The organism is Bifidobacterium avesanii (assembly GCF_009299475.1).
Taxonomy (GTDB): Bacteria; Actinomycetota; Actinomycetes; order Actinomycetales; family Bifidobacteriaceae; genus Bifidobacterium; species Bifidobacterium avesanii.
The window spans coordinates 1-24,243 of sequence record NZ_WBSN01000019.1; the positions used below are offsets into that span (position 1 = coordinate 1).

At 68.5% G+C, this 24,243-nt stretch carries 15 protein-coding genes; 6 read left to right on the forward strand and 9 right to left on the reverse strand.

The features are described from left to right. On the forward strand, nt 1-100 hold a 100-nt coding region (locus tag DSM100685_RS08805), incomplete at its 5' end, for an IS3 family transposase (protein ID WP_152350281.1). Nucleotides 101-398: 298 nt separating this feature from the next. Here the strand turns inward: DSM100685_RS08805 and DSM100685_RS08810 are convergent. The 3 genes from DSM100685_RS08810 to DSM100685_RS08820 form a co-directional block, all read right to left on the reverse strand. Further along, complete coding sequence (locus DSM100685_RS08810; RefSeq protein WP_163201131.1) at nt 399-2,720, reverse strand: RelA/SpoT family protein; 2,322 nt, start codon at nt 2,718-2,720, stop codon at nt 399-401. Nucleotides 2,721-2,834: 114 nt separating this feature from the next. Then, on the reverse strand, nt 2,835-3,311 hold the full coding sequence (gene dut / locus DSM100685_RS08815) for a dUTP diphosphatase (RefSeq protein ID WP_152350975.1): 477 nt from the start codon (nt 3,309-3,311) through the stop codon (nt 2,835-2,837). Between the two features lies 1 nt (nt 3,312). Next, nucleotides 3,313-3,606: a DUF4193 domain-containing protein gene (locus DSM100685_RS08820; protein WP_152350976.1), complete on the reverse strand. Its 294-nt coding sequence runs from the start codon at nt 3,604-3,606 to the stop codon at nt 3,313-3,315. Between the two features lie 180 nt (nt 3,607-3,786). Here DSM100685_RS08820 and sepH point away from each other — a divergent pair, with 180 nt between their 5' ends. Then, nucleotides 3,787-5,133: a septation protein SepH gene (sepH, locus tag DSM100685_RS08825; protein WP_152350977.1), complete on the forward strand. Its 1,347-nt coding sequence runs from the start codon at nt 3,787-3,789 to the stop codon at nt 5,131-5,133. 156 nt (nt 5,134-5,289) lie between these two features. Here sepH and DSM100685_RS08830 read toward each other — a convergent pair whose 3' ends face one another. Beyond that, complete coding sequence (locus DSM100685_RS08830) at nt 5,290-6,588, reverse strand: alkaline phosphatase family protein (protein ID WP_163201123.1); 1,299 nt, start codon at nt 6,586-6,588, stop codon at nt 5,290-5,292. A 108-nt stretch (nt 6,589-6,696) separates the two neighbouring features. Between DSM100685_RS08830 and DSM100685_RS08835 the strand changes: the two genes are divergently transcribed. Then, nucleotides 6,697-9,354: a DNA gyrase/topoisomerase IV subunit A gene (locus DSM100685_RS08835; protein WP_152350979.1), complete on the forward strand. Its 2,658-nt coding sequence runs from the start codon at nt 6,697-6,699 to the stop codon at nt 9,352-9,354. A 31-nt stretch (nt 9,355-9,385) separates the two neighbouring features. Here DSM100685_RS08835 and DSM100685_RS08840 read toward each other — a convergent pair whose 3' ends face one another. Continuing rightward, nucleotides 9,386-14,137: a DEAD/DEAH box helicase gene (locus DSM100685_RS08840; RefSeq protein ID WP_152350980.1), complete on the reverse strand. Its 4,752-nt coding sequence runs from the start codon at nt 14,135-14,137 to the stop codon at nt 9,386-9,388. 95 nt (nt 14,138-14,232) lie between these two features. On the opposite strand from DSM100685_RS08840, the gene DSM100685_RS08845 reads away from it, so the two are divergent. Next, nucleotides 14,233-14,796, forward strand: a complete 564-nt coding sequence (locus tag DSM100685_RS08845) for a hypothetical protein (RefSeq protein ID WP_152350981.1) — start codon at nt 14,233-14,235, stop codon at nt 14,794-14,796. 150 nt (nt 14,797-14,946) lie between these two features. On the opposite strand, the gene DSM100685_RS08850 is transcribed toward DSM100685_RS08845, so the two are convergent. Then, nucleotides 14,947-16,128, reverse strand: coding sequence for an MFS transporter (locus DSM100685_RS08850; protein WP_163201125.1), 1,182 nt, complete (start codon nt 16,126-16,128; stop codon nt 14,947-14,949). Nucleotides 16,129-16,353: 225 nt separating this feature from the next. Here DSM100685_RS08850 and DSM100685_RS08855 point away from each other — a divergent pair, with 225 nt between their 5' ends. Beyond that, nucleotides 16,354-17,826: an aspartate ammonia-lyase gene (locus DSM100685_RS08855; protein WP_152351004.1), complete on the forward strand. Its 1,473-nt coding sequence runs from the start codon at nt 16,354-16,356 to the stop codon at nt 17,824-17,826. 89 nt (nt 17,827-17,915) lie between these two features. Then, nucleotides 17,916-19,376, forward strand: a complete 1,461-nt coding sequence (locus DSM100685_RS08860; RefSeq protein ID WP_152350982.1) for an RNA-binding domain-containing protein — start codon at nt 17,916-17,918, stop codon at nt 19,374-19,376. Nucleotides 19,377-19,473: 97 nt separating this feature from the next. Here DSM100685_RS08860 and DSM100685_RS08865 read toward each other — a convergent pair whose 3' ends face one another. The 3 genes from DSM100685_RS08865 to DSM100685_RS08875 all read right to left on the reverse strand — a co-directional run bounded on the left by DSM100685_RS08865 (nt 19,474) and on the right by DSM100685_RS08875 (nt 24,126). Further along, nucleotides 19,474-21,804: a DNA gyrase/topoisomerase IV subunit B gene (locus DSM100685_RS08865; protein WP_152350983.1), complete on the reverse strand. Its 2,331-nt coding sequence runs from the start codon at nt 21,802-21,804 to the stop codon at nt 19,474-19,476. Nucleotides 21,805-21,953: 149 nt separating this feature from the next. Further along, entirely contained in the window at nt 21,954-23,417 is a 1,464-nt protein-coding gene (locus DSM100685_RS08870; RefSeq protein WP_163201127.1) for an RNA polymerase sigma factor, read from the reverse strand. Between the two features lie 70 nt (nt 23,418-23,487). Continuing rightward, nucleotides 23,488-24,126 carry a DUF4192 family protein gene (locus DSM100685_RS08875; protein WP_152350985.1) on the reverse strand — a complete coding sequence of 213 codons (639 nt, stop codon included), beginning with the start codon at nt 24,124-24,126 and terminating at the stop codon, nt 23,488-23,490. Nucleotides 24,127-24,243 lie beyond the last annotated feature (117 nt).

Below are 24,243 nucleotides of genomic sequence, written 5' to 3' on the forward strand. Positions count from 1 at the left end.
GGCCGCCTACCTGTCCCATTACAATGGGACCCGTATCAAGAAGTCGCTGGGCTGGATGAGCCCGGTGCAATACCGCAGACACCTTGGGCTGGCGGTGTAGCCGTCCAAGAAAAAGTCCGCACCCCCGATAACAGTCACAGCGCATTGATTCCGCTCACTTTGCTGCCAAAAGCTTACGGATTGAGCGAATCCAGTGCGCCGGCCATGCCACACCGCCCGTCACGCACTTACTCCGCTCAATCTGCGGACCGGTTACCGCAGAGTGAGTGAATCCAGTACGATGGCGTCACCCGGCTGTTCATCACGCGCTTGCTCCGCATTCGGCCGCGTCCCAGTCCGGCCATCTGCCGCGTTCCGGCCGCACCTCAGCGCAACTCAACACGACGATGCAGCGCGCCTCACCGCATCTGGCGCAGGCGCGGCTCGGCGGACTCCTTGGTGCCGGTGAGGCGGTACACGTCGAACACGGCGTCGATCTTGCGCACGGCGGCGAGCAGCGTGTTGAGGTGCTGCGGATCGGCCATCTCGAAGGTGAACTGGCTGGTGGCCACGCGGTCGCGGCCGGTGGCGATGGAGCCGGAGATGATGTTCACGCCGTGGTCCGACAGCACGCGCGTCACGTCCGAGAGCAGGTGCGGGCGGTCGAGCGCCTCCACCTGGATCTTGACCATGAACGTGCCCTTGGTGTTGGTCCAGGCCACATCCACCACGCGCTCGGGGTGGTGCTTCTGCAGATCCACCATGTTCTGGCAGTCGGTGCGGTGCACGGACACGCCCTGATTGCGCGTGATGAAGCCGATGATGTGGTCGCCCGGCACCGGCGTGCAGCAGCGGGCCAGCTTGACCCACACGTCGCCCACGCCCTTGACGGAGATGCCCAGCGAGCTGGTGGTGGTCTTCTTGCGCTCGACCTCCTTGAGCGGCAGGACCTCCTGCTCCACCTCGGCGTCCACCTCGTCCGCGCCGGCGTCCTTGACCAGTCGGGAGATGACGTTCTGCGTGGAGATCTGCCCGTCGCCGATCGCCGCGAACACGGCCTCCGCGTTGGGGAAGTTGAGCTCGTCGGCCACGCCCACCAGCGCCTCGGGGGTGAGCAGCGTGCTGATCGGCAGGCCGCGCTTGCGCATGGCGCGGGTCAGCTCGTCGCGGCCCTCGTCGATGGCCTCGGAGCGGCGCTCCTTGCTGAACCACTGGCGGATCTTGTTGCGGGCCTTGGGGCTCTTGACGAAGCTCAGCCAGTCGCGCGACGGGCCGGCGGTGTCCGACTTGGAGGTGAGCACTTCGACCGTGTCGCCGTTCTCCAGCTTGGTGTCGAGCGGGACGAGGCGCCCGTTGACGCGCGCGCCCATGGTGCGGTGGCCCACTTCGGTGTGCACGGCGTAGGCGAAGTCGATCGGGGTGGCGGCGGCGGGCAGGGAGATGATCTTGCCCTTCGGCGTGAACACGTACACCTCCGCCGAGCCGAGGTCCTCCTTCAGGGAGCCGAGGAACTCGTTGGAGTCCGGGGTCTCGCTCGTCCAGTCGGCGAGCTGCTGGATCCACTTGAGGTTGTCCGCCTCGGAAAGCTCCTGGTTCTCGCCGCCCTCGCGCTTGCGGTCGGCGCTGTCCGGGGAGCTCAGCGCGCGGCCGGCCTGCCCGTTCTCCTTGTACTTCCAGTGCGCGGCGATGCCGAACTCGGCGCGGCGGTGCATGTCCCACGTGCGGATCTGAATCTCCACGGGCTTGCCGCCGGGGCCCACCACCGTGGTGTGCAGGCTCTGGTACATGTTGAGCTTCGGCATGGCGATGTAGTCCTTGAAGCGCCCCGGCACCGGGCTCCACCGCGCGTGCACCGCGCCCAGCGCGGCGTAGCAGTCCTGAATCGTGTCGACGATGATGCGCACGCCGACCAGATCGTAGATGTTCTCGAAATCGTGCCCGCGCACGATCATCTTCTGGTAGATGGAGAAGTAGTCCTTCGGGCGCCCGGTCACGTACCCCTTGATGCCCTGCTCGTCCAGATCCTCGTTGATCTCGGCCAGAATCTGCTTCAGGTACACGTCGCGCTGGCCGGCGCGGCGGGCCACGAGCACCACGATCTCGTTGTAGATCTTCGGGTAGAGGACCTTGAAGCTCAGCTCCTCCAGCTCGGTCTTGATGGCGTTCATGCCGAGGCGGTTGGCGAGCGGCGCATACACGTCCAGCGTCTCGCGCGCCTTCTTCTGCGCATTCGAGGACTTCACGTAGCGCCACGTGCGCGCGTTGTGCACGCGGTCGGCGAGCTTGACCACGAGCACGCGCACGTCGCGGCTCATGGCCACGACCATCTTGCGGATCGTCTCGGCCTGCGCGGAGTCGCCGTACTCCATCTTGGACAGCTTGGTCACGCCGTCCACAAGCCCGGCCACGGTGTCGCCGAACTCGTCGCGGCACTCCTCGAGCGTGTAGTCGGTGTCCTCCACCGTGTCGTGCAGCAGGCCGGCCGCCACCACGATCGGCCCCATGCCGAGGTCCGCGAGGATCTGCGCCACGGCGAGCGGGTGGATGATGTACGGCTCACCGGACTTGCGGCGCTGGACGGCGTGCTGCCTGACCGCGCGGGCGTAGGCGCGCCTGAGGATGGACAGGTCCTTGCCGGGATGGTGGGACTCGCACACCTGCCAGATGGGCAGCAACGGGTTGAGCGGGTCGGCGCTGATCTCGCAGCCCAATGTGCGGGCGGAGAAATCCTCGGTCGCCATGTCATCGTCCGTCGTCTTGCCAGACATCGCTCGCTCCTCCCTCGCTCGTGGGTCCTACTATCCTAACGCCTCGCCGGCGCCGGTCATGCCGCTGTTCCGCGCGGCCCGGCTCCGTCAGGAGGCGACTCCGGTCGATCCGAATCCGCGTTCGGCGCGGTCCGAGCCGGGCAGTTCGTCAGCTTCGACGAACCGGGCCTCCACGTAGCGCTGGATGACCATCTGGGCGATGCGGTCGCCCTTGTGGAAGACGGCCGTGCGCTCCGGGTCCAGATTGATGAGCGGCACCTTGACCTCGCCGCGGTAGCCGGCGTCGATGGTCCCCGGCGCGTTGAGCACGGTGACGCCCTGCTTGGCGGCGAGTCCGCTGCGCGGGTGGACCAGCGCCACGTAGCCGGCGGGCAACGCGATGGCGAGCCCGGTGGGCACGAGGGCACGCTGGAAGGGCTTCAGCTCGAAGTCCTCGGCGGTTTTGAGGTCGGCGCCCGCATCCCCGGCGTGCGCGTAGTGCAGGTCCGGCGTCACGTCGTCGCGCAGCGCCTTGACCAGCACCTCGGTGTTTTCCGGTTCGTTGTAGGTCTCGTCGAAGGACATGTCAGGCAGCGCACTCCTCGCACACGGGCTGGCCGTCGGGCGTGGTGTACGCCAGCTGGCTGCGGTGCTTGACGAGGTAGCACTCCGAGCAGATGAACTCGTCGCCCTGCATCGGGATGACGGTCACGGACGCGTCCTCGTTGCTCAGATCCGCGCCGGGCAGCTCGTAGTCCTCGGCGATGGCGTTCTCGTCGTCGTCGATGTCGCTCGACGAGTTCTGCGCGGACTTCCCCAGCGCCTGCAGCGACTCCTCGTCCTCGTCCTTGTTACGCGGCGAATCGTAATCCTGAGCCATCGTATTCCTTCCTCCTGTAGTAACGGATACGGCTTGCACTGCGCCATAGGATACACGATCGCGCACCATTCCGCGTGTCAACTCGCTTACGGGCGGAACGATGGGCGAAAATGCTCGTAAAATGGGGCAGCGTGCGGCACAATGGAGACACGGAACGATTTTGAAGGATAGGTGCGCGATATGCCTGACGATCAGCTGAGGGAAGCCCGCTTCGACCATGTCAACGAGCAGGGCGATCTGGTGTTCGAGGCGCTGAACAGGCATTTCACCGTTCGCGTGACCGACGCGCTGGAGCGCGGCATTCTGGAGGCCAAGCAGGTCAAGGCCGAGCTTGAGGGCACCCCGCAGCCGCAGGCGGCCGCCGCGCTGCCGATCTCGCAGATCCAGTCGCTCATCCGCGCCGGATCCTCCACCGCGCAGGTGGCGCAGCAGTTCAACGTGTCGGAGGCGCTGGTCCGCCGGTTCGCGGCCCCCGTGGAGACGGAGAAGAAGTACGCGATCGACCAGTTCCTGTCCATGGGCGCGGGGAAGGCCTCGCGCAACCAGCAGTCGAACGCCGACCTCATCGCCGAGGCGCTGGAGACCGCGCGCATCGACATGGATTCGCTCAATTGGAAGGCCACCCGGCGCGGGCACGAGCCGTGGCGCATCGAGGCCACGTTCGAGTCCGCGAGCCGCACCCTCAGGGCCGACTGGTCGTGGAACATGCGCGACAACACCGTGGTCTCGCTCAACAGCATCGCCAAGCGCCTGCTCGGCGAGACGGCGGCCCCCGCGCCCGGGGTGCTGGACGACCGGCCCGCCGCGCGGGGCACGTCCATGGACGGCCGTCCGGTGGCGTTCTGGACGGACGCGGCCGCGGCGACCGTTGCGCCGGAGCCGACGGGGGCGACGCAGGCAGCGGAACCGACGGGAACGGAGAAAACTGCGGGGGCCCGGAACGTTGCGGACGCTCCCGCGGATGACGGTGGCGCCGCCCAGGCCGCTTCGGGCGCCGGCGACGGTGCGGGCGCAAGTGCCGCCGCGGAGCGGGCGGCCGATTCGACTTCTTCGGCCGCATCGGCCGTGAATGAGTCCGGCCATGACGCTTCAAACGACGCCGGTTCCCCCGAGACCGCCGGCTCCTCGGATCACGCCGAAGCGGCTCAAGACGGCGCGGCCGGAACGTCCGGCGCAGCCGCCGGCACGCGCAGCACGCACGGCGCGTCTTCCGCCGACGAATCCCGCACGCGCGCCGGCAATCCGATGACCGCGTGGCTCTACGGCGGCAAGCGCCATGAAAGCTCCCACGGCACCGCGCAATCCACCGCGGCTTCGGCATCCGCCAGGCAGTCCGGTCAATCCGGCCAGCCTGGTCAACCCGGCCAGTCCGCGCCGCAGAACCCCGCGCAGTCCCCCGCCAAGCCGGATGCGCAGGCACAGGTGCGGCAGCAGGAGCCGTCCGCCGCCCAGCCCGCGGCCCCGGCGAAGCGCAAATCCACGCGTTCCGCGGTCCCCAGCTGGGACGAAATCCTCTTCGGCGAGTGACCCCGCCGATTTCTGACCTAACGCGCCCGTAAGAGACGGGTTCCTCCCTTGCGCGCCGCTGCGCTTTTCCGCGGAATTCCGCCATTGCGCAGCATGCCCGCAACGGGGAAAATCCACGCTTTGCGGGCGCGTTAGGTCAGAAATCGCGTCGGGCCCTCAGATCAGGTCGATGAGGAACGGAATGTCCATCTCCATGAGGGTCTGCGAGCCGTGCACGCTCGGCAGGTGCGTGGCCTTCTCGGTCTGAATGCGCGAATCCACGATGGTGACCGCGCCGGCCGCCTGCACGAGCACGTCGCCGATCATCGGGCGGACGCGCTCGTCCACCGGCCCGTACACGCCGTCGCGCACGGCGTCGTCGCACAGCCGCACCAGCGCCCTGCCGCCCAGCCGGTTGCGCCAACGGTCGGCGATGTCTCGCGGGTCCACCACTCCGTCGGCGGCGTACAGCATGAGCGAGCGCGGCTCCCCGCCCACCATGGCCACATCCTTGGCGAGCTCCGGTTCTGCGGCGATGTCGATCCGCTCGTCCGGGTCCACGCTCACCATGCCGTGGTCGGCCACGATCACGATCAGCGTGCCCTTCGGCGCGCTGCGGTGCAGCAGGGCGAGCTGCGCGTCGATGCGCTCGAATGTGCCGATCCATCGGTCGGAATCCCAACCGTAGTTGTGCCCCACCTTGTCCGCGTCGCGCACGTACAGATAGGTGAGCCCCGGCGTGCGGGCGGCCTCGGCGGCGGCGAAGACCCGGTCGTTCGGACGCTCGTTGCCGATGTAGCGGGCGCCGCGGAACGCCGCGACGGTCAGGGGCGAGTCGGCGAACTTGGGCAGGCCGGAGCTGGTGATGCGCACGCCGCGGTCGGCGAGCGTCTCGAAGATCGTGGGCTGGCGCTGCAGCTCCAGCGGCGGGATGGCGTTCTTGAAGGCGATGAGCTGGGCGAGCTCGCCGGTTTGCGTGTTGCGCTGCGTGTAGCCGGTCATGCCCGTGAGCCCGGGGCAGGTGCCGGTGCCGAACGTGGCCATGGCCGCGACGGTGGTGCTCGGCGCGCAGGTGGAGACGGGCCGCCGGTTGATCGGCTCGTTCATGAGCGAGCGCAGGTAGGGGGCGTGGCCGAGCCGCATGCCAAGGTTCCAGAAGCCGAGGCCGTCCACGAGTACGACGATCGCGGAGGACGCGTCCGGCAGTCCGAGTTCGCGCTGGAGCCGCTTCGGGTCGGCGTGCACGGCGGTGGGCACCGGCTGTCCGATCGCGGCGGTGAGCGCGGGCAGCACGGCGGACAGGTGACGGGCGTAGCCGCGGGGCGCGTGCGGCCCCTCCCCCGCATCCGACTCCGCCGACGTTGCCGACGCTGCCGATTGCATTGACGTTGCGGGCGCTTGGTCCCCGTACTGCGCGGTCGCGGTGATGCGCAGCAGCTCCTCCATATCCGGCACTTCGATTCCCATGCGTCCCATTGAAGCACTGGGCGTGCCGTTTTGCGCCCTGCGCAGGCCTCCGCCGCCCCACTTGGCCGCACGACACGATAAAATGGACCGGTTTGGAACGCAAAGGGAGTCGCACGCATGGCATCACACCGCAAGCCGGCCGCGCCGGGCTATGATCCGCGCACGGTCAAGGAGCATATCGTCGAAACGCCGTTGAACGAGGAGATGAGCAAGTCATTCCTCGAATACGCGTATTCGGTGATCTACGCGCGCGCCCTGCCCGACGCCCGCGACGGCCTGAAGCCCGTGCAGCGGCGCATCGTCTACCAGATGGGCCAGATGAACCTGACGCCCGACCGCCCGTACATGAAGTCCGCCCGCGTGGTGGGCGAGGTCATGGGCAAGCTGCACCCGCACGGCGACTCCGCGATCTACGAGGCCATGGTGCGCCTCGCCCAGCCGTTCGCCATGCGTCTGCCGCTCGTGGACGGCCACGGCAACTTCGGCTCGCTCGACGACGGACCGGCGGCCTCCCGATACACCGAGGCCCGTCTCGCCCCGGCCGCGCTCGGCATGAACGCGGACATCGATCAGGACACCGTCGACTTCACGCCGAACTACGACAACAAGCTCAAGGAGCCGACCGTCCTGCCGAGCGCCATCCCGAACCTGCTCGTCAACGGCGGCTCGGGCATCGCCGTGGGCATGGCCACCAACATGCCCACGCACAATCTGGGCGAGGTGGTGGCCGCCGCCAAGCATCTCATGGCGCATCCGGGCGCCACGCTCGAGGAACTCATGCGGTTCGTGCCCGGCCCGGACCTGCCCACCGGCGGCATCATCATCGGCCGCGACGGCATCCGCGAGGCGTACGAGTCCGGCCGCGGCATGTTCACCACCCGGTCGGCCACGCACATCGAGAACGTGACCGCGCGCAAGAAGGCGATCGTGGTCACCGAGCTGCCGTTCATGGTGGGCCCCGAGCGCGTGCTCGAGCGCATCTCCGACGGCATCAAGAACCGCAAGCTGGAGGGCATCTCCGGCGCGATCGACCTGACGGACCGGCACAACGGCACGCGTCTGGTGATCGAGATCAAGACCGGCTTCGACCCGAACGCCGTGCTCGCGCAGCTGTTCCGCCACACGCCGCTGCAGGACAACTTCTCCATCAACAACGTGGCGCTCGTGGACGGGCGACCGCACACCATGGGCCTGAAGGAGCTGCTCAGGGTGTGGATCGACCACCGCCGCGTGGTGGTGCGCCGCCGCAGCGAATTCCGCCGCAGGAAGGCGTTGGAGCGCCTGCACCTGGTGGAGGGCCTGCTGCTCGCCATGGTGGACATCGACGAGGTGATTCAGGTGATCCGCACCTCGGACGACGCGGACAAGGCCAAGACCCGGTTGATGGCCGTGTTCGACCTCGACGAGATCCAGGCGCAGTACATCCTCGACCTGCGGCTGCGCAGGCTCACGCGCATGAGCCGCATCGAGCTGGAGGCCGAGCGCGACGACTTGAAGCGCCAGATCGACGAGCTGGCGCGCATTCTGGCCTCCGCCGAGGAGCTGGACCGCGTGGTGGTCGCGGAAATGGACAAGGCCGTGGAGACGTGGGGCACGCCGCGGCGCACGGTGATCCTCGACGAGGACGCCGACGGCACGCTGCGCCCGGTGCAGGCGCACGGCGAATCCGGGGTGTCCGCGTCCGCGCTGGACGCCGCGAGGACGGTCAGCTCGGTGTCCGACGCCGCCGACGCCGCCGCCGCGGCGGCGGCCGCGAAGAAGGCCGGCGAGGAGGAGGCCGCGTCCGCGCTCCTGCAGATGGCCGACGAGCCGTGCACGGTGATGATGACGGCGACCGGCCTGATCGCGCGCGCGGGCGCCGGCGCGATGGACGTGTGGCGCTCGCGCCAGGCGTCCGGCAAGCGCGCCGCCGAGGACGTGATCACGTCGATCTTCGCCACGACCACGCGCGCGTCCTATGCGCTGATCACCTCCGCGGGCCGTCTGGTGCTCGCGCACGTGGCCGATCTGCCGTCCCTGCCCGCGTCCGACGCGCTGTCCGTGGCGGGCGGCGTGAAGGCCGACGAGCTGGTGACGACGACGGAGAACACCGACCCGGTGCGCGGCGAGCACGTGATCGCGGCCGTGTCCATGGCGGAGGGCGAGGCCCCGCTGGCGATCGGCACGCGGATGGGCGTGGTGAAGCGCTGGAACCGCGAGGCGCCCACGACCATGGATTCGTGGCCGGTCATCGACCTGAAGGACGGCGACGAGGCGCTGTTCGCGGCCCCCGCGTCCGACGCGGACCGTCTGGTGTTCATCTCATCCGACGCGTCGCTGCTCACGTTCGAGGCGTCCAACGTGCGCCCGCAGGGCCGCACGGCCGGAGGCATGGCCGGCATCCGTCTGGCCGAGGGCGCGCGCGTGGTGTCGTTCAACGTGGTCCCGGCCGGCAAGGTCGGCTGGACGTACGAGGAGGGCGACAACGGCATGAGCTCGGCCTCCGGAGCCGTGGTGCTCACCGTGGCCGGCGACGAGGACGCGCTGCCCGGCACCGAGAACGGTTCCGCGAAGGTGACGCCGCTGGAGATGTACCCGACCAAGGGCCGCGCGACGGGCGGCGTGCGCTCGCAGCGCTTCCTCAAGGGCCAGAACACGCTCATCGCCGCGCGGGTGGGCGCCTACCCGCTGCACGCCTCCACCGCGGCCGGCAAGCCGGTGGAGCTGCCGAAGCCGGACATGCGCCGCGACGGTTCGGGCGTGGATCTCGCCGCGCCGATCGCCTACGTGGCGTGACGCGACGCCTCCTCCGGCTATGCGCGCTTTCCTACCGGTATAACTTCATGCCCTGCGGGCACGGGGTGAATCCGGCGGCGTGCAGGATGCGCGTGGCGTCGCCGCGGCGGGTGAGCGGCTCGCCGTTGAGGTCCGCGAAGGTTGCGCCCTCCCCCCGCCGCTGCAGGGTGTAGGCCAGTTCCGCGCAGGCGGGGCGCAATGCGTCCTCGCGGCGGTCGAACGCGAGCAGCCGGTGGCTGCGCGGCGCGGCGTAGAGCACCGGACCGCCTTGGGCGAGGACGACGATCGTTCCGGCCCGGCGCACGGGTTTCGCCGGCTTGGCGGCTGTGTGATCTTCCGTCCCATGGATCGGCGGCCAAGCCACCGCCGCGCCGGTGAGGTTGGCCGGGTCGACGGCGTCCAGCGCCACGTTGGACTCGCTGTGCCATTGTTTGGCGTCCCGCAGGGCGTCCACGGTGTCCTTGGCGGCGAACTGGGCGGCGCCGAAGCCGCGCACGAACATGCCGCGCGTCAGCAGGCCGTGCTCCTCCATGCGGCGCAGCACCGGGTACAGGGCGGAGAAGCCGCCGGGCAGGTCCTCCCGGTTCACCAGCGGCTGGGCGATCACGCCGTAGCGGTCCAGCAGCGTTTCCGCGCGGGCGATGAGCAGCCGCTCGGGCGCATCGTCCCCGTTCGCCTCCGGCATGCCGGAACCGGAATCGGAGGAGGGGCCGACCGCCGACCATAGGCCCGTCAGCGTCATGGGCAGGGGCTCGGCGCCACGCAGCCGAACGCGCCGGCGCGCGGCGCGGGCCGGGGCGCGGACGCTTCGCGTGGGAGTGCAGGCGGCCCGCACCGGCGCGAAGGAGCTGTTGGTGACCTTGCCCCGCCAGACCAACGACCACAGGGCCTGCGCGAATTGGTCGCGCGACCATGCCTGCGGGGGTTGGATTTCCCCGGTGGCAGGATCCACGAGTTCGTTGCCGGGCGCGTCCTTCCACCGTTCGCGCGCCAGAGTCTCCAGCTGGCCGGCGTGGTAGGCGCCGCCGGAGGCCAGCACGGCGCCGATGGCGTCGGGGATGGTCAGCTCGCTCTCCTCCGTATCGTCCGGCGCGCCGGCGCCTTCGACGGGGATCAGCGGCGAATCGGCGGGGTAGAACGCGACGCGCCCGGTCGCCGCGGCCTGCGCGCTGCGGGAACGGGAATGGGAACGGGAACGACGGGCGGATCCTTCGTCGTCCCTCGTCGACGCGTCCGTGCCGTCGGAGCCGACCCACACCGCCTCTCCCCCGGCAAGCAGTTCGTCGAGCATGGCCGGCGCGTAATCGGCCACGCGCGCCGGGAAAACGGCGTTCTCCCAGACGTCCGCCGGCAGCGCGACGCCCTCGAGCTGCTCGATGACGCGCATGAGCCCGTCAGCGCCCTCATACCGTTCGCCGCCGACCGGCCCCACGCCCTGCCGGTCCAGCAGGAAGGCCTGGTACGCGGCCGGTTCCACGGGCTTGACGGCCTTGCGCGCCTTGGCCAGCGAAAGCGACCGGATGCGCGCAAACACGTCCCTGTACAGCCATTGCCGGGCGTCCGCGGCGCCGGAACCCTCCGCGCCGGTGCCCCCGTCCCCGTGGTCCGCGACGAACGTGCCGCGCATGAGTTCGCCGCGCGCGGCGAGTTCGTCCAGCGCGTGCACGGCGTCGTCCGCGGGCAGTTCCAAATCCGCGATGAGCCGGTCCGCGGTGAACGGCCCGTGGGTCTTGGCGTAGCGTGCGACGCGCCCGGCCACGTCGTCGGCGGCGAGATCGTTCCAGAACGTGCGTCCGGCAAGCCGCTCCTCCACGTCGCGGATCGCATCGGGGTCGAGGACCGTGGTCATGTCGGTGCCGCCGAGCAGTCGTTCCAGCACTTCCGGGTCCACGGACAGCAACTGCGCACTGCGCTCCGCCTGCGGCACGTCGTACTGGTACATCACCGCGCCCACGAAGCCGAAAAGCAGGTTCTCCGCGAGGGGCGAGGGCGTCTGCGTCTCCACGTCGTGCAGGCCGACGGAACCCGAGTTGAGGTCGCGCATGAGACGATCGAGCGCGGGAAGGTCGTAGACGTCCTGCAGACATTCGCGCGCGGTTTCCAGCAGCAGCGGGAAGTTGCGCTTGAGCCGGGCGGCGTTGAGCAGCTGGGCCGCGCGGAGCCTCTGCTGCCACAGGGGCACGCGGCGGCCGGGGTCGGTGCGCGGCAGGAACAGCGAACGGGCGGCGCATTCGCGGAACCGCGCGGCGAAGAGCACGCTTTCGCCCACCTGCGTTTCGATCGCCCGCCGCAGCCCGTCCGGGTCGAACAGCAGCAGGTCCCGCACGGGGATGCCGCTCTCCCCCTCAGGCAGCCGCAGCACGATGCCGTCGTCCGCCGCGTACGCCTGCCCGTCGAATCCGTAACGTTGTTTGATACGGTTGCTGATCGCCATGGCCCATGGCTCGTGGACGCGCCGGCCGTACGGCGAATGCACGATGACGCGCCAGTCGCCCTCCTCGTCCGGGCAGCGTTCGACGACGAGCTCCCGGTCGTTCGGCACGACGCCGGTAGAGGCCCGCTGTTCGGCCAGCAGACGGGCGAGATTGGCGACGGCGTTGGCGTCTAGGCCGTCGCCGGCGAGCCGCCGTTCGGTTGCGGCGTCGAACCGTGGCTTGCCCGTTCCGCCGCCGTTCTCGTCGCCGCCTCCGCCGCCTCCGCCGCCAACCACGAGCCCGCGCGCCACCTCGCGCACGAACCGCCCGCGGGCGCGTCCGAATCCGGCGTCACGCCCCGCGCCCTCGCCGTGCCAGAACGGCAGCCGGGCCGTTCTGCCGGGGGCCGGCGTGACCACCACGCGGTCGCGCGTGATCTCCTGAATCTGCCAGGTGGACGTGCCGAGCGTGATCACGTCGCCGACGCGCGACTCGTAGACCATTTCCTCGTCGAGTTCGCCCACGCGGCGGGGTCCCCGCCCGGCGTCCGCCTCGGGCAGCACGACCGTGTACAGGCCGCGGTCCGGTATGGTGCCGCCGCTGGTGACGGCCAAACGCTGCGCCCCCGGTCTTGCGGAGATCACGTCGTCGTCCCGGTTCCATGCGAGCGGCGGGCGGAACGCGGAGAACTCCTCGGTGTTGTAGACGCCGGTCATCATGCCCATGACCGCGTCGAACGCCTCCCGGTCGAGTTCGGCGAACGGCGCCGCGCGGCGGACCGTCGCGTACCAGTCGTCTGGCTTGAGGTCGTCCATCGCGGCGGCGGCCACGGTCTGCTGGGCGAGGATGTCCAGCGGGTTGCGCGGCACGGCCAGCGGCTCCAGATCGCCCGCGCGCATGCCTTCGATGCCGGCCGCGACGCCGATGATCTGCTCGCGCGTGAGCGGGTAGAACAGCGCGTGCGAAACGCCTCCCACCCGATGGTCCGCGCGGCCCACGCGCTGCAGGCCGGACGCCACGGACAGCGGCGGCGCGATTTGGATGACCAGATCCACCGAGCCCATGTCGATGCCGAGTTCAAGGCTGCTCGTGGCCACCACGCAGCGCAGCCGGCCGCTTTTGAGCCGTTCCTCGATCTGCTTGCGCCGGTCCTTGGACACCGACCCGTGGTGGGCCATGGCGATGGCGTCCTCGGGAGCGGGCGAGCCGACGAGCATGGTGGTGGAGCCGACCACCGCGTCGTAATGGCCGGAGAACCCCTCGCGGCCCTCCGGCGAGCCCTTGGCGGCGCCGTGGCCGAGACGCTCCGCGTACAGGTCGTTGAGACGGGCGGTGAGCCTTTCCGCAAGTCCGCGCGAATTGACGAACACCAGCGTGGTGCGGTGGGCGAGGACCTCGTCGAGCACGCTGCGTTCCACGACCGGCCAGATCGATCCGCCGGTCCGGTCCCCCGCGGCGCCGACGAGGTCCGTGGAATCCTCGCGTTCCGGGACGAGGCCCCTGCGCTCGGCGAGCCGCTGCATGGCGGGCGTCACACCGGAGATGCGAGGCCGCGCCGAACCGCCCGTCGTGCCTTCCGCGCCGCCCGCCCGGCGGGGTGCGTTTGCCGATTGGAGGTCGCGCATGTTCTCCAGCGGTTCGACCACTTTGAGGTCCATGGCCGGCCCCTCCCCGGCGTCCACGACCGTCACCGGGCGCGCGCCGCCGAGGAAGCGCGCGGCCTCCGACGGCGGGTTGACCGTGGCGGACAGGCCTATGCGCTGCGCCGGCTTGCCGGCCAATGCGTCCAGGCGTTCCAGGCTGAGCGCCAGATGCGCACCGCGCTTGCCGCCCGCGAGCGCGTGCACCTCGTCCACGATCACCGTGTCCACGGTTTTGAGGACCCTCCGCGCCTTGGACGTGAGCATGAGGTACAGCGACTCCGGCGTGGTGACGAGGATGTCCGGCGGATGGGAGGCGATGGCCCGGCGAGCCCGCGGATCGGTGTCCCCGCTGCGCGTGGCCACGCGGATGTCCGGCGCGGCGAGCCCCCGTTCCCGGCATGCCTCGCCGATGCCGTCGAGTGGACGTTCGAGGTTCTTCGCCACGTCCACCGCCAGCGCCTTGAGCGGCGAGACGTACAGCACCGTGACGCCGCGCGGTGCCTTGGCGTTGCCCCCGTCCTCGTCCGTCCCCCGCCGCATGAGCCGGTCGATCGCGGACAGGAACGCCGCCAGCGTCTTGCCGGAACCGGTGGGCGCGACCACCAGCGTGTCCCTCCCCGACCGGATCGCCGGCCACGCCCCGCGCTGCGCCGCGGTCGGCTCCCCGAAGGCATGCCTGAACCATGCCCTCGTGGGCTCCGCGAACAAGTCCAAGCAGTCGTACATATGTTCGATTATGCACGCCGCCCCGGACAAGGGCGCTGCTATGCTCAACAGCACACGCCCGGCGGGGATGACGGGCAGACGGCAAGGACGGCATCATGAACGCATCCACGGCTTGGGGAGACGAAAGCATACGGCACAAGGGCATGCCCCTCCCCTCGTATCTATTGTGCGCATGCATCGTCGAAGACCCCGATCAGGCGCGAAACACACTGATGCGCATCAAACCCCGCAATGCGGGCAAACTGCATTGGCGCCAAATGACCACACGGGACAAAAGCGCCTCCATGGAGGCGATCGCATCGCTTGACACGCTGTCGTTTATCATCGTCGCCGAACAAGCCGACGGCGTCAACGACGAGCGTGCACGGCGCAAATGCCTCGAACGTCTGCTGCGCCTGCTTGAAGCCCAAGGAATCACCATGCTGACATTGGAGAGCCGCACGCCGATCCAAGACAAGCGCGACCGACAGTATGTCGCCTATCTGCATACCAACCACACGCTGCACGCAATCAAACTCAGCCACGCCATCGGCGCCGACGAACCATGCCTCTGGCTGCCGGATCAGATATTGGGGGCCTACGGCGACACCCGCTCCCACGAATCGGATTTTTCCGGCATTCTGGAACGGATCACCTTGGAGGACGTCTTCTCATGCTGACTGCGAAGCCGGATATCTCAAAGCGCGAGGACCGGGCCCTATCATGACACAGGGCACCGGTCCTCACTTCCAGCCCACCCGCAGGCGACTGGCTCCACATGCAGTATAGGCCGCGCCGCCTTCCATCCACAAGTCGGGCTTTCCTTCGCGTCACCCGCGCTTGGCGCGCAGGCGTTCGTGCATCCAGACCATGAGCGCGAGGAAGGCGAGCAGATAGAACGGGTAGAGGGAGACCGTCACGTATTGGGCGACGAGGCCGAACACGGGCGGCATGGCGAGGGAGCCCACGTAGGCGCTGGCCATCTGCACGCCGACGATGGCCTGCGAGCGCTCCTCGCCGAAGTACGACGGCGTGGAATGGATGACGCACGGGTAGATGGGCGCGCAGCCGAGGCCGATCGTGACCAGTCCGGCCACCGCGCCCCATTGGCCGGGGAACGGCAGCGCGACGAGCACCACGCCGGCGAGCAGCACCGCCTGCCCCAGACGGATCATGGTCGGATCGTCGAAGCGCATGGTGAGGAATCCGCTCAGCGCGCGTCCCACGGTGATGCCCACGTAGAACAGGCTGGCGAGGCTGGCCGCGGCCGTGGCGTCCACGCCGTGGTGCATCACCATGTAGCTGCTCGCCCACAAGCCGGCGGTCGATTCGATCGCGCAGTAGCAGAAGAACATGATGAGGATCTCCTTGGCGCCGCGGATCGCCAGCACGCCCATGAGCCCCAGCGGCTTGCGACCGGGCGTCCCGCCCTGCTCGCCCACGGCCTTGCCCCCGCCGGCCCCCGCGCGCGACTTCCACAGCGGCAGGCTGAACACGAGGACCGCGGTGAGCGCCACCTGCAGGATGGCGATGTACCGGTATCCCCAGCCCCAGCCCTGGCCGCCCGTGAGCGCATAGCCCATCACGTAGGGTCCGAGCGACGCGCCGACGCCCCACATGCAGTGCAGCCAGCTCATGTGCCGGCTTTCGTAGTGGACGGCCACGTAGTTGTTGAGCGCCGCGTCCACGCCGCCCGCGCCGAGGCCGTACGGCACCGCGATGGCGATGAGCGCCCAGTAGTTGGGCGCCACGGAGAAGCCGAACAGCGCGGCCGCCGTGAGCCCCACGGAGACGGCGGTCACGCGCCCCGGGCCGAAGCGCAGGGTCATGCGGTCGCTCAGGAGCGCGGAGACGATCGTGCCGGCGGAGATGGTCATGGAGATGCCGCCCATCCACGAGACCGGCGCGCCGAGGTCGCCGCTCATGGTGGGCCACGCGGCGCCGAGCAGCGCGTCGGGCAGCCCCAGACTGACGAAGGCCACGTAGATTACGGCGAGCAGCAGATTGGCCACGGCGCCATCCCCTTCCCTATCGCATACGATTCCTGTCACGTACGAACGTACACAACCTAGCGGGCGACGGCGACAACGGCGACGGGCCCCGGCGCACCGACACGGCAACGCGCCGGCGCGCCGATTCGCGATGAGCGCAATATGGCGAGCCGCGGGCAAACACGACAAGATAGGAACCAATCACTGAACTTCCCACGAGGAACGAGGCACAGCATGAACGCACCCATGAACGCATCCACGAACGCGGCCGCGACGACCGCGGCCACCGCCGCGCGGCCCGCCACCCGGCTCGAGCACGACTGCATCGGCGAGCTCGAGGTCCCCGCGGACGTCTACTGGGGCATCCACACGCAGCGCGCGATCGGCAACTTCACCGTCTCCGGTCTGCCGGACTCCTCGCACCCGCAGCTTGTGCGCGCCTACGCGACCGTCAAGCGCGCCTGCGCCGAGGCCAACGAGGAGCTGGGGCTCGTCCCGCACGACAAGGCGCGCGCGATCATCGCCGCCTGCCAGGAGATCGAGGCCGGCAAGCTCGCCGACCAATTCCCGGTGGACGTGCTGCAGGGCGGCGCCGGCACCTCCACGAACATGAACGCCAACGAGGTGATCGCCAACCGCGCGCTGGAGATCCTCGGACGCCCGCGCGGCGACTACGAGACCATCCATCCCAACGACGACGTGAACCGCTCGCAGTCCACCAACGACACCTACCCCGCCGCCTGCAAGATCGCGCTCATCGACGCGATCGGCCCGCTGGCCGAGGAGACCAGGAAGCTCGCGCGCGCGTTCCACGACCTCGCCGACCGCCACGCCGACGACGTGACCATCGGCCGCACGCAGCTGCAGGACGCCGTGCCCATGACCTACGGGCAGGAATTCCACGCGTTCGCCAGCTTCCTCAAGGCCGACACCGCGGCGCTGGAGCGCGTGGTGCCGCAGCTCACGAGCCTCAACCTCGGCGCCACGGCCATCGGCACCGGCATCTGCGCCGACCTGCGGTTCCGCAAGGCCGCCACCGAGCATCTGGCGCGCATCACGGGCCTGCCGATCACCGCCGCGCCGGATCCGATCGCCGCCATGACGGACATGAGCGCGTACATCGCCGTCTCGCAGACCGCCAAGAACCTCGCCATCCACTTGAAGAAGGCGGCGGACGACCTGCGCCTGCTCAATTCCGGCCCTCACGACGGCTTCAACGACCTCAACGTGCCGGCGCGCCAGGCCGGCAGCAGCATCATGCCCGGCAAGGTGAACCCGGTGATTCCGGAGAGCGTGGATCAGGTGTGCTTCCGCGTGTTCGGCATGGACACGACCGTCACGTGGGCGGCGTCCGAGGGCCAGCTGCAGCTCAACGCGTTCGACCCGGTGATCATCCACGAGCTGCTCAAGGGCATCAACCTGCTCGTCAACGCGATGCGCATGTTCCGCGAGCGCTGCGTGGACGGCATCACGATCAACGCGGCGGTCGGACGCCGCTACGCCGCCTCCTCGCCGTCCATCGCGGCGGCGCTCAACCCGCTGATCGGCTACGAGCACGCGGCGGACATCGCCAAGGAGGCCGCGGAATCCGGCCGGACCGTGCGCGAGGTGGCCGGCGAGCGCACCGGACTGCCCGCCGAACAGCTGGACGCGCTGCTGGACACGACCGCGCTGGCCCGCCGGCTCGGTCAAACCTGTCGCGAGCACCGGGAGGCGTGACCCGGCGGCAAACCCGACGGCGCACGGCGTACAGATAGCACCGGTAAGGTCTTGCATAATAGAGACGAAGGTCAGATCGGTGGTGAACCATGGAATTGACGGACATACGGAATGCCTTCGAGAACGGTCGCCTTGAGGCGAAGTCAGCGGCAAGCGGCAAATTGCCGCATAGCCTGTGGGAAACATACAGCGCATTCGCCAACACCAACGGCGGCACAATCGTCCTCGGCGTGGAGGAGGACTCGGACCATCAGTTGCGTATCACCGGCGTTCCCCATGCGCATGAATTGGTGACGACGTTCTGGAATAATGCGAATGACGGCAACACCGTCAGTGCCAACATTTTGGTCGACGAGAATGTCCGTGTGGAATCACATGGCGGCATGGACGTGATCATCATCGACATTCCGCGCGCGCCGCGTGAGATGCGTCCCGTCTTTGCCGGGCGCAACCCGCTGACCGGAACGTACCGTCGCAACGGCGAGGGTGACTACCACTGTTCACAGGATGAATACCGCGCCATGGTTCGCGATCAAGGCGACGAACCAATCGACGGGACCGTCATCGGGGAAATCGGACTGGAATCCATAGATATCTCCACGCTCAACGCCTACCGCAACATGCTCAAGGCTCAAAGGCCCGGACATCCCTGGTTGGAATTGCCGGATGACGAATTGCTATGGAAACTTGGCGCCGCGCAACGTGTGCCCGGCAGCCGACAGCTGCACCCCACACGGGCGGGATTGCTGATGTTCGGCGACGAACGGTACATCACCGGGGAGTTTACCCATTATCTGCTTGATTTCAGGCTAATCACGGACACATCCGCACGCCGATGGGATGATCGTATCATGTCCGCCGACGGCACATGGCCCGGCAACGTCTTCGGTTTCTGGACCCGCGTCACGCCCAAACTGATGGATGGGTTGCCGATGCCGTTCAACTTGCCGAACGGCATTGTGCGTCTGGACGACACTCCGCTGCGCAAAGCCGTGCGCGAAGCATTCACCAACGCGCTGGGCCATGCGGATTACTTCGGAGGAACAGGCGTAGTCGTTCTCCGATACGGCAACGAACGCATCGACTTTCGCAATCCGGGATCGCTCCGCCTGGAACAATCCCTCATCGAACGTGGCGGACTGTCGGACGCCCGAAATCCCGGCATCATGAAAATGTTCAACCTTCTCGGCATCGGCGAACGCGCGGGAAGCGGATTCGATACCTTACGCGCGGGTGCAAGATCGGAAAATCTGTCCGAGCCGACATTGCTGGAGGAGCTGCATCCCGATCGCGTAACGCTTAGCATGCCGATAACCGCTTCTTCGGCGCAACCGCATAGGATCGGGAAAGCCCCTGCGCTCACGGGCAGGGAAGCGGCTGTGATGGGGCTATTCGCGGACCGCCCCTCTTTGACGACCGCGGATATCGCCCAAGCCACGGGACTTTCCCGTCCACGGGTACGGGCGTTGCTCGGCAAATTGATGCAAAAGGGACTGCTTGATCAGCATGGGCAGGCGCGCGCCACCTTTTACACCAAAACCTCCAATTAAAGGCAAGCGGATAACAAGCGGATAACAAGCGGATAACAAGCGGATAACAAGCGGTTCATCGAATCCGTCTGCCCCCGCTTGGCCGTTCCACCACCGGTCAGGTGTCGATCTTGGAGCGGTCGAAGTCGTCGGCGTTGTCCACGATGAACTGCTTGCGCGGCGGCACGTCGTCGCCCATGAGCAGGCTGAAGATCTCCGCGGCCTGTGCGGCGTCCTCCATGCGAATGCGCCTGAGCATGCGGGTGCGCGGGTCCATGGTGGTGTCCGCGAGCTGGTCGGCGTCCATTTCGCCCAGACCCTTGTAGCGCTGGATGTCGTCCGCGTAGCCGATGTGCTTCCCGTCCAGTTCGGCGAGCTTGCCGGCGAGCTCGTCGTCGGAGTACGTGTAGATGTACTCGCCCTTGTGCGGGCCGGTGAGCGCGATGCGGTGCAGCGGCGGCACAGCGGCGTACACGTAGCCGTGCTCGATGAGCGGGCGCATGTAGCGGTAGAACAGGGTGAGCAGCAGGATGCGGATGTGCGCGCCGTCCACGTCGGCATCGGTCATCATGATGATCTTGTGATAGCGCGACTGCTCGATGTCGAAGCTCGCGCCGGAGCCCGCGCCCACCACCTGGATGATCGCCGCGCATTCCTTGTTGTTGAGCATCTGGCTCAGCGACGCCTTCTGCACGTTGAGGATCTTGCCGCGGATGGGCAGCAGCGCCTGGAACCCGGCGTTGCGCGCGGCCTTGGCGGTGCCGAGGGCCGAGTCGCCCTCCACGATGAACAGTTCGGCCACGTCGTCGTTGCCCGGCTGGCAGTCGGACAGCTTGGCGGGCATGGACGCGGATTCGAGCGCGTTCTTGCGGCGGGTGACCTCCTTGGTCTTGCGCGCCTGGATGCGGGCGTGCATCTCGCCGACGATCTTCTCCAGCACGCGGCCGGACTGCTCCTTGTAGCCGCGCTTGGAGCCGGTGATCATCTCGCCGAACTGGCGGTCGGTGAGCCGGGTGACGATCGGCTTGACCTGCGCGGTGCCGAGCACGTCCTTGGTCTGGCCCTGGAACTGCGGTTCGGCGATGCGCACGGTGACCACGGCCACGAGGCCGGCCATGATGTCGTCGCGCTCCACCTTCATGGCGTTGTCCTTGAGGTTCACCTTGAGCTTGCGCGCGTTGTCCTCCACGGCCTTGCGGATCTGCCTGGTGATGCCGTTCAGAAAGCCGTCCACGTGCATGCCCCCGCCGGGCGTCTCCACCACGTTGACGAAGCTCACCAGCGTGGTGTCGTAGCCGTCGGTCCACCGCAGGGCGATGTCCACGGCGCAGTTGCGTTCGATCTGCTCGGCGTGCAGCTCGCCGCCGGCGCCCACGGCCTGCGTCTCCTCCTTGTAGGTGCCCTCGCCCTGGATGCGCCACACGTCCGAGACGGGCGCGCCCTTGGACAGATAGTCGACGAAGTCCTTCACGCCGCCGGTGTGCAGGAACTCCTCCACGCGGGCGTGCGCGGGCTGCATGCCGAACGGGCCGCAGTCCACGGTGCCGGCAGCCTGCGCGATGACGGGCACGGCGGGGGCGGCGGGGGCGGATTCGTTCGCGGGCGTCTCCCCTGTGGCCTCGAAGCCGTCGAGCACCGCGGGTTCGATGCCGGCAGCGGACTCGGTGCCGGCGTCCGGCGCGGCCGAGGCGTCCGGCGAGTCCACCTCGCGCAGGTCGTCCACCGCCGCGTCGCCGGTTTCCGGAATGTTCTCGTCCACGACCGTGATCTTCAGGCCGGGCACGAGGAAGCTGGTCTGGCGCACGCGGTCGATGAGCTGCCGGTAGCCGAACTCGGCGGTGTCGTTGAAGATCTCCGGGTCGGCCCAGTAGCGGATGCGCGTGCCGGTGGTCCTGGGGCTCACCTTGCCGATGATCTCCAGTTCGGTGGGCTTGTTCTTGCGGGTGCGCTTGAACGGCGAGTCGGGCGAGGGATGCGCCGGGTCGGCGTCCGAGTACACGCCCGGATGGCCCTGGTGGAAGGCCATGTGGTGCGTCTTGCCGTCGCGGTCCACCTCCACGTCCAGGCGGGAGCTCAGCGCGTTGACCACGGAGGAGCCCACGCCGTGCAGGCCGCCGGCCGCGTTGTAGGAGGCGTTGCCGAACTTGGCGCCGGCGTGCAGCTTGGTGAGCACCACCTCCACGCCGGTGAGCTTGGTCTTGGGCTCCACGTCCACGGGGATGCCTCGTCCGTTGTCCGCGACCTCGACGGAGCCGTCCGTGTGCAGCGTGACGGTGATGTGGTCGCAGGCCCCCGCCAGCGCCTCGTCGACGGAGTTGTCGATGATCTCCCACAGGCAGTGCATGAGGCCCTGGCTGTCGGTGGTGCCGATGTACATGCCGGGGCGCTTGCGCACGGCATCGAGGCCCTCGAGCACGGTCAAACTGTCGGCGCCGTAGGATTCGGGCATGGTTCTCCTTGCATGGGATTGCATAAAACGATGAAAGCCGAAGGACCCGCCGGCAGGGTATGCCGCCGCGGAGCCTTCGGCCCCGGCCCGCCGCCTTCGCCCGGAAACGGCGTGAGGACGGCGGGCCGGCGACGGTCACCGGGTGACGGTCACTGATCGAGGAAGTCGCGCAGGGTCTGCGAGCGCGACGGGTGGCGCAGCTTCGACATGGTCTTCGATTCGATCTGGCGGATGCGCTCACGGGTCACGCCGTACACGCGGCCGATGTCGTCGAGGGTCTTGGGCTGGCCGTCCTCGAGGCCGTAGCGCATCTTGATCACGCCGGCCTCGCGCGGAGACAGGGTTTCGAGCACCTGCTTGAACTGCTCCTGCAGCAGCGAGAACGCGACGGCGTCGGACGGGGCGATGGCGTCGGTGTCCTCGATAAGGTCGCCGAACTCAGAGTCGCCGTCCTCGCCGAGCGGGGTGTGCAGCGAGATCGGCTCGCGGCCGTACTTCTGCACCTCCTGCACCTTCTCGACGGGCATGTCGAGCTCGCGGGCCAGCTCGTCCGGAGTGGGCTCGCGGCCGAGGTCCTGCAGCATCTGGCGCTGGACGCGGGACAGCTTGTTGATCACCTCGACCATGTGCACGGGCACGCGGATGGTGCGCGCCTGATCGGCCATGGCGCGGGTGATGGCCTGGCGGATCCACCACGTGGCGTAGGTGGAGAACTTGAAGCCCTTCTTCCAGTCGAACTTCTCGACGGCGCGGATCAGGCCGAGGTTGCCCTCCTGAATGAGATCGAGGAACAGCATGCCGCGGCCGGTGTAGCGCTTGGCGAGCGAGACGACGAGTCGCAGGTTGGCCTCCAGCAGATGGTCCTTGGCCTTCTTGCCGTCGGACGCGGCCCACTTGAGCTCGCGCTTGCGCTTGAAGTCCATCTTGTCGGACTCGGTGTCCAGCAGGTGCTGGGCGTACAGGCCCGCCTCGATGCGCTCGGAGAGGTCCACCTCCTGTTCGGCGTTGAGCAGGCTCACGCGGCCGATCTGCTTGAGGTAGTCCTTGACCGGGTCGGCGGTGGCGCCGGCCGCGATCACGCGGCGCTTGGGGTTGCCGGACGGCGTGAGGTTGTCGTCGTCATCGTCGTCGCGCACGACGAACGCGCCCTTGGCCTGCGGGGGGATCTCCTCCTGCTTGGGCTTGGACTCCTCGTCGTCCTCGTCCTCGACGTCCTCATCCTCCGAGTCGTCGTCCTCATCGTCGTCTTCGTCCACGTCGTCGAGGTCGTCGTCCACGTCGTCCAGATCGTCGGCGTCGAGGTTGGCGTCAACGTCGTCCAGATCGTCGGCGTCCTCCACGTCGTCCTCGGACTCCAGCGCCGTCTGGTCCTTCTCCTCGGCCTTGTCCGCCTTGCGGGACTTCGCGGTGGTCTTCTTCGCCGTGGCGCGCCTGCGCGTGGTCTTCTTGGCCTTCGTGCCTTCCTCCTGCACGCCCGCGGCCTGCTCCTCGTTCTCCTGCGCGGCGTCGACGGCCTTGCGGGACTTCCTGGCAGTCTTCGCGGCAGCGGTGGTTTTCTGAGCAGTGCTCTTCGTGGCCAACTTATCCTCCTGGCTCTTCCGCCCAACCCCCATATAGCATATGGGCACACTTCTGGCAAGGGCAAATCGTCAACTCATAGAGTCAACCACGTTCCAAGGACGATTATTCCCCCGGCATGCCGTCCCCCATCCACGCGGGCGCGATCCCGTGCTCCATGGCGGACAATACGATGCCGGCCAGCGTGCACCGCTCGTCGTCCGCCAGCACGCGCACCGCGTAGACCACGGCCCGGGGGTCGCCCATCCACCACAGCACGTAGGCGACGAGCGTCATGGGCTGCACGCGCCAGCCGGGCGGCACCGCCCGCGCGATCTGCGCGAGCATTTTGAGGCCGCGCTCGCAGCGCCTCCGGTCGGGCGCGGCGTCCGCGTCGCGGAACGCGTCGTTGAGCGCGCGGGACAGGCACCGCACGCTCTCCGGCCGATGCGGCCGGGCCGCCAGCTCCATGAGCTGGGACCGGTCCACGCCGCGGCACAGCAGCGAGACGATCAGCGCGTCACGGAACGCCAGCTTCTCGCGCATGCCCGCGGCGAGCGACGCCACCGATTCGCGGCTCAGCCCGTCGCCGCCCCGCTCCAGACACGCCAGCCAGTCGTCCAGGGGATCGGCGAACCACGCCGCGTCCGATTCCTCCACGCCCATCTGCCGCCGCTGTTCGCGGAACAGCTCCGTCACCTGCGTCATGTCATCGTCGTTCAGTTCCTCGCAGACGTACGTCGTCCGCTCACGGCTCTGCTCCATTGCATCATCCCGTCCTCCCCCAAGGCTGTTTTCGTTGGTTTTCGGCCGCCGCGCCCTGCCCGCGCGCCGGTTCCCTCCACCATGCCACGGCGGGGTCCGGGCCGTCCAGCCGCACGG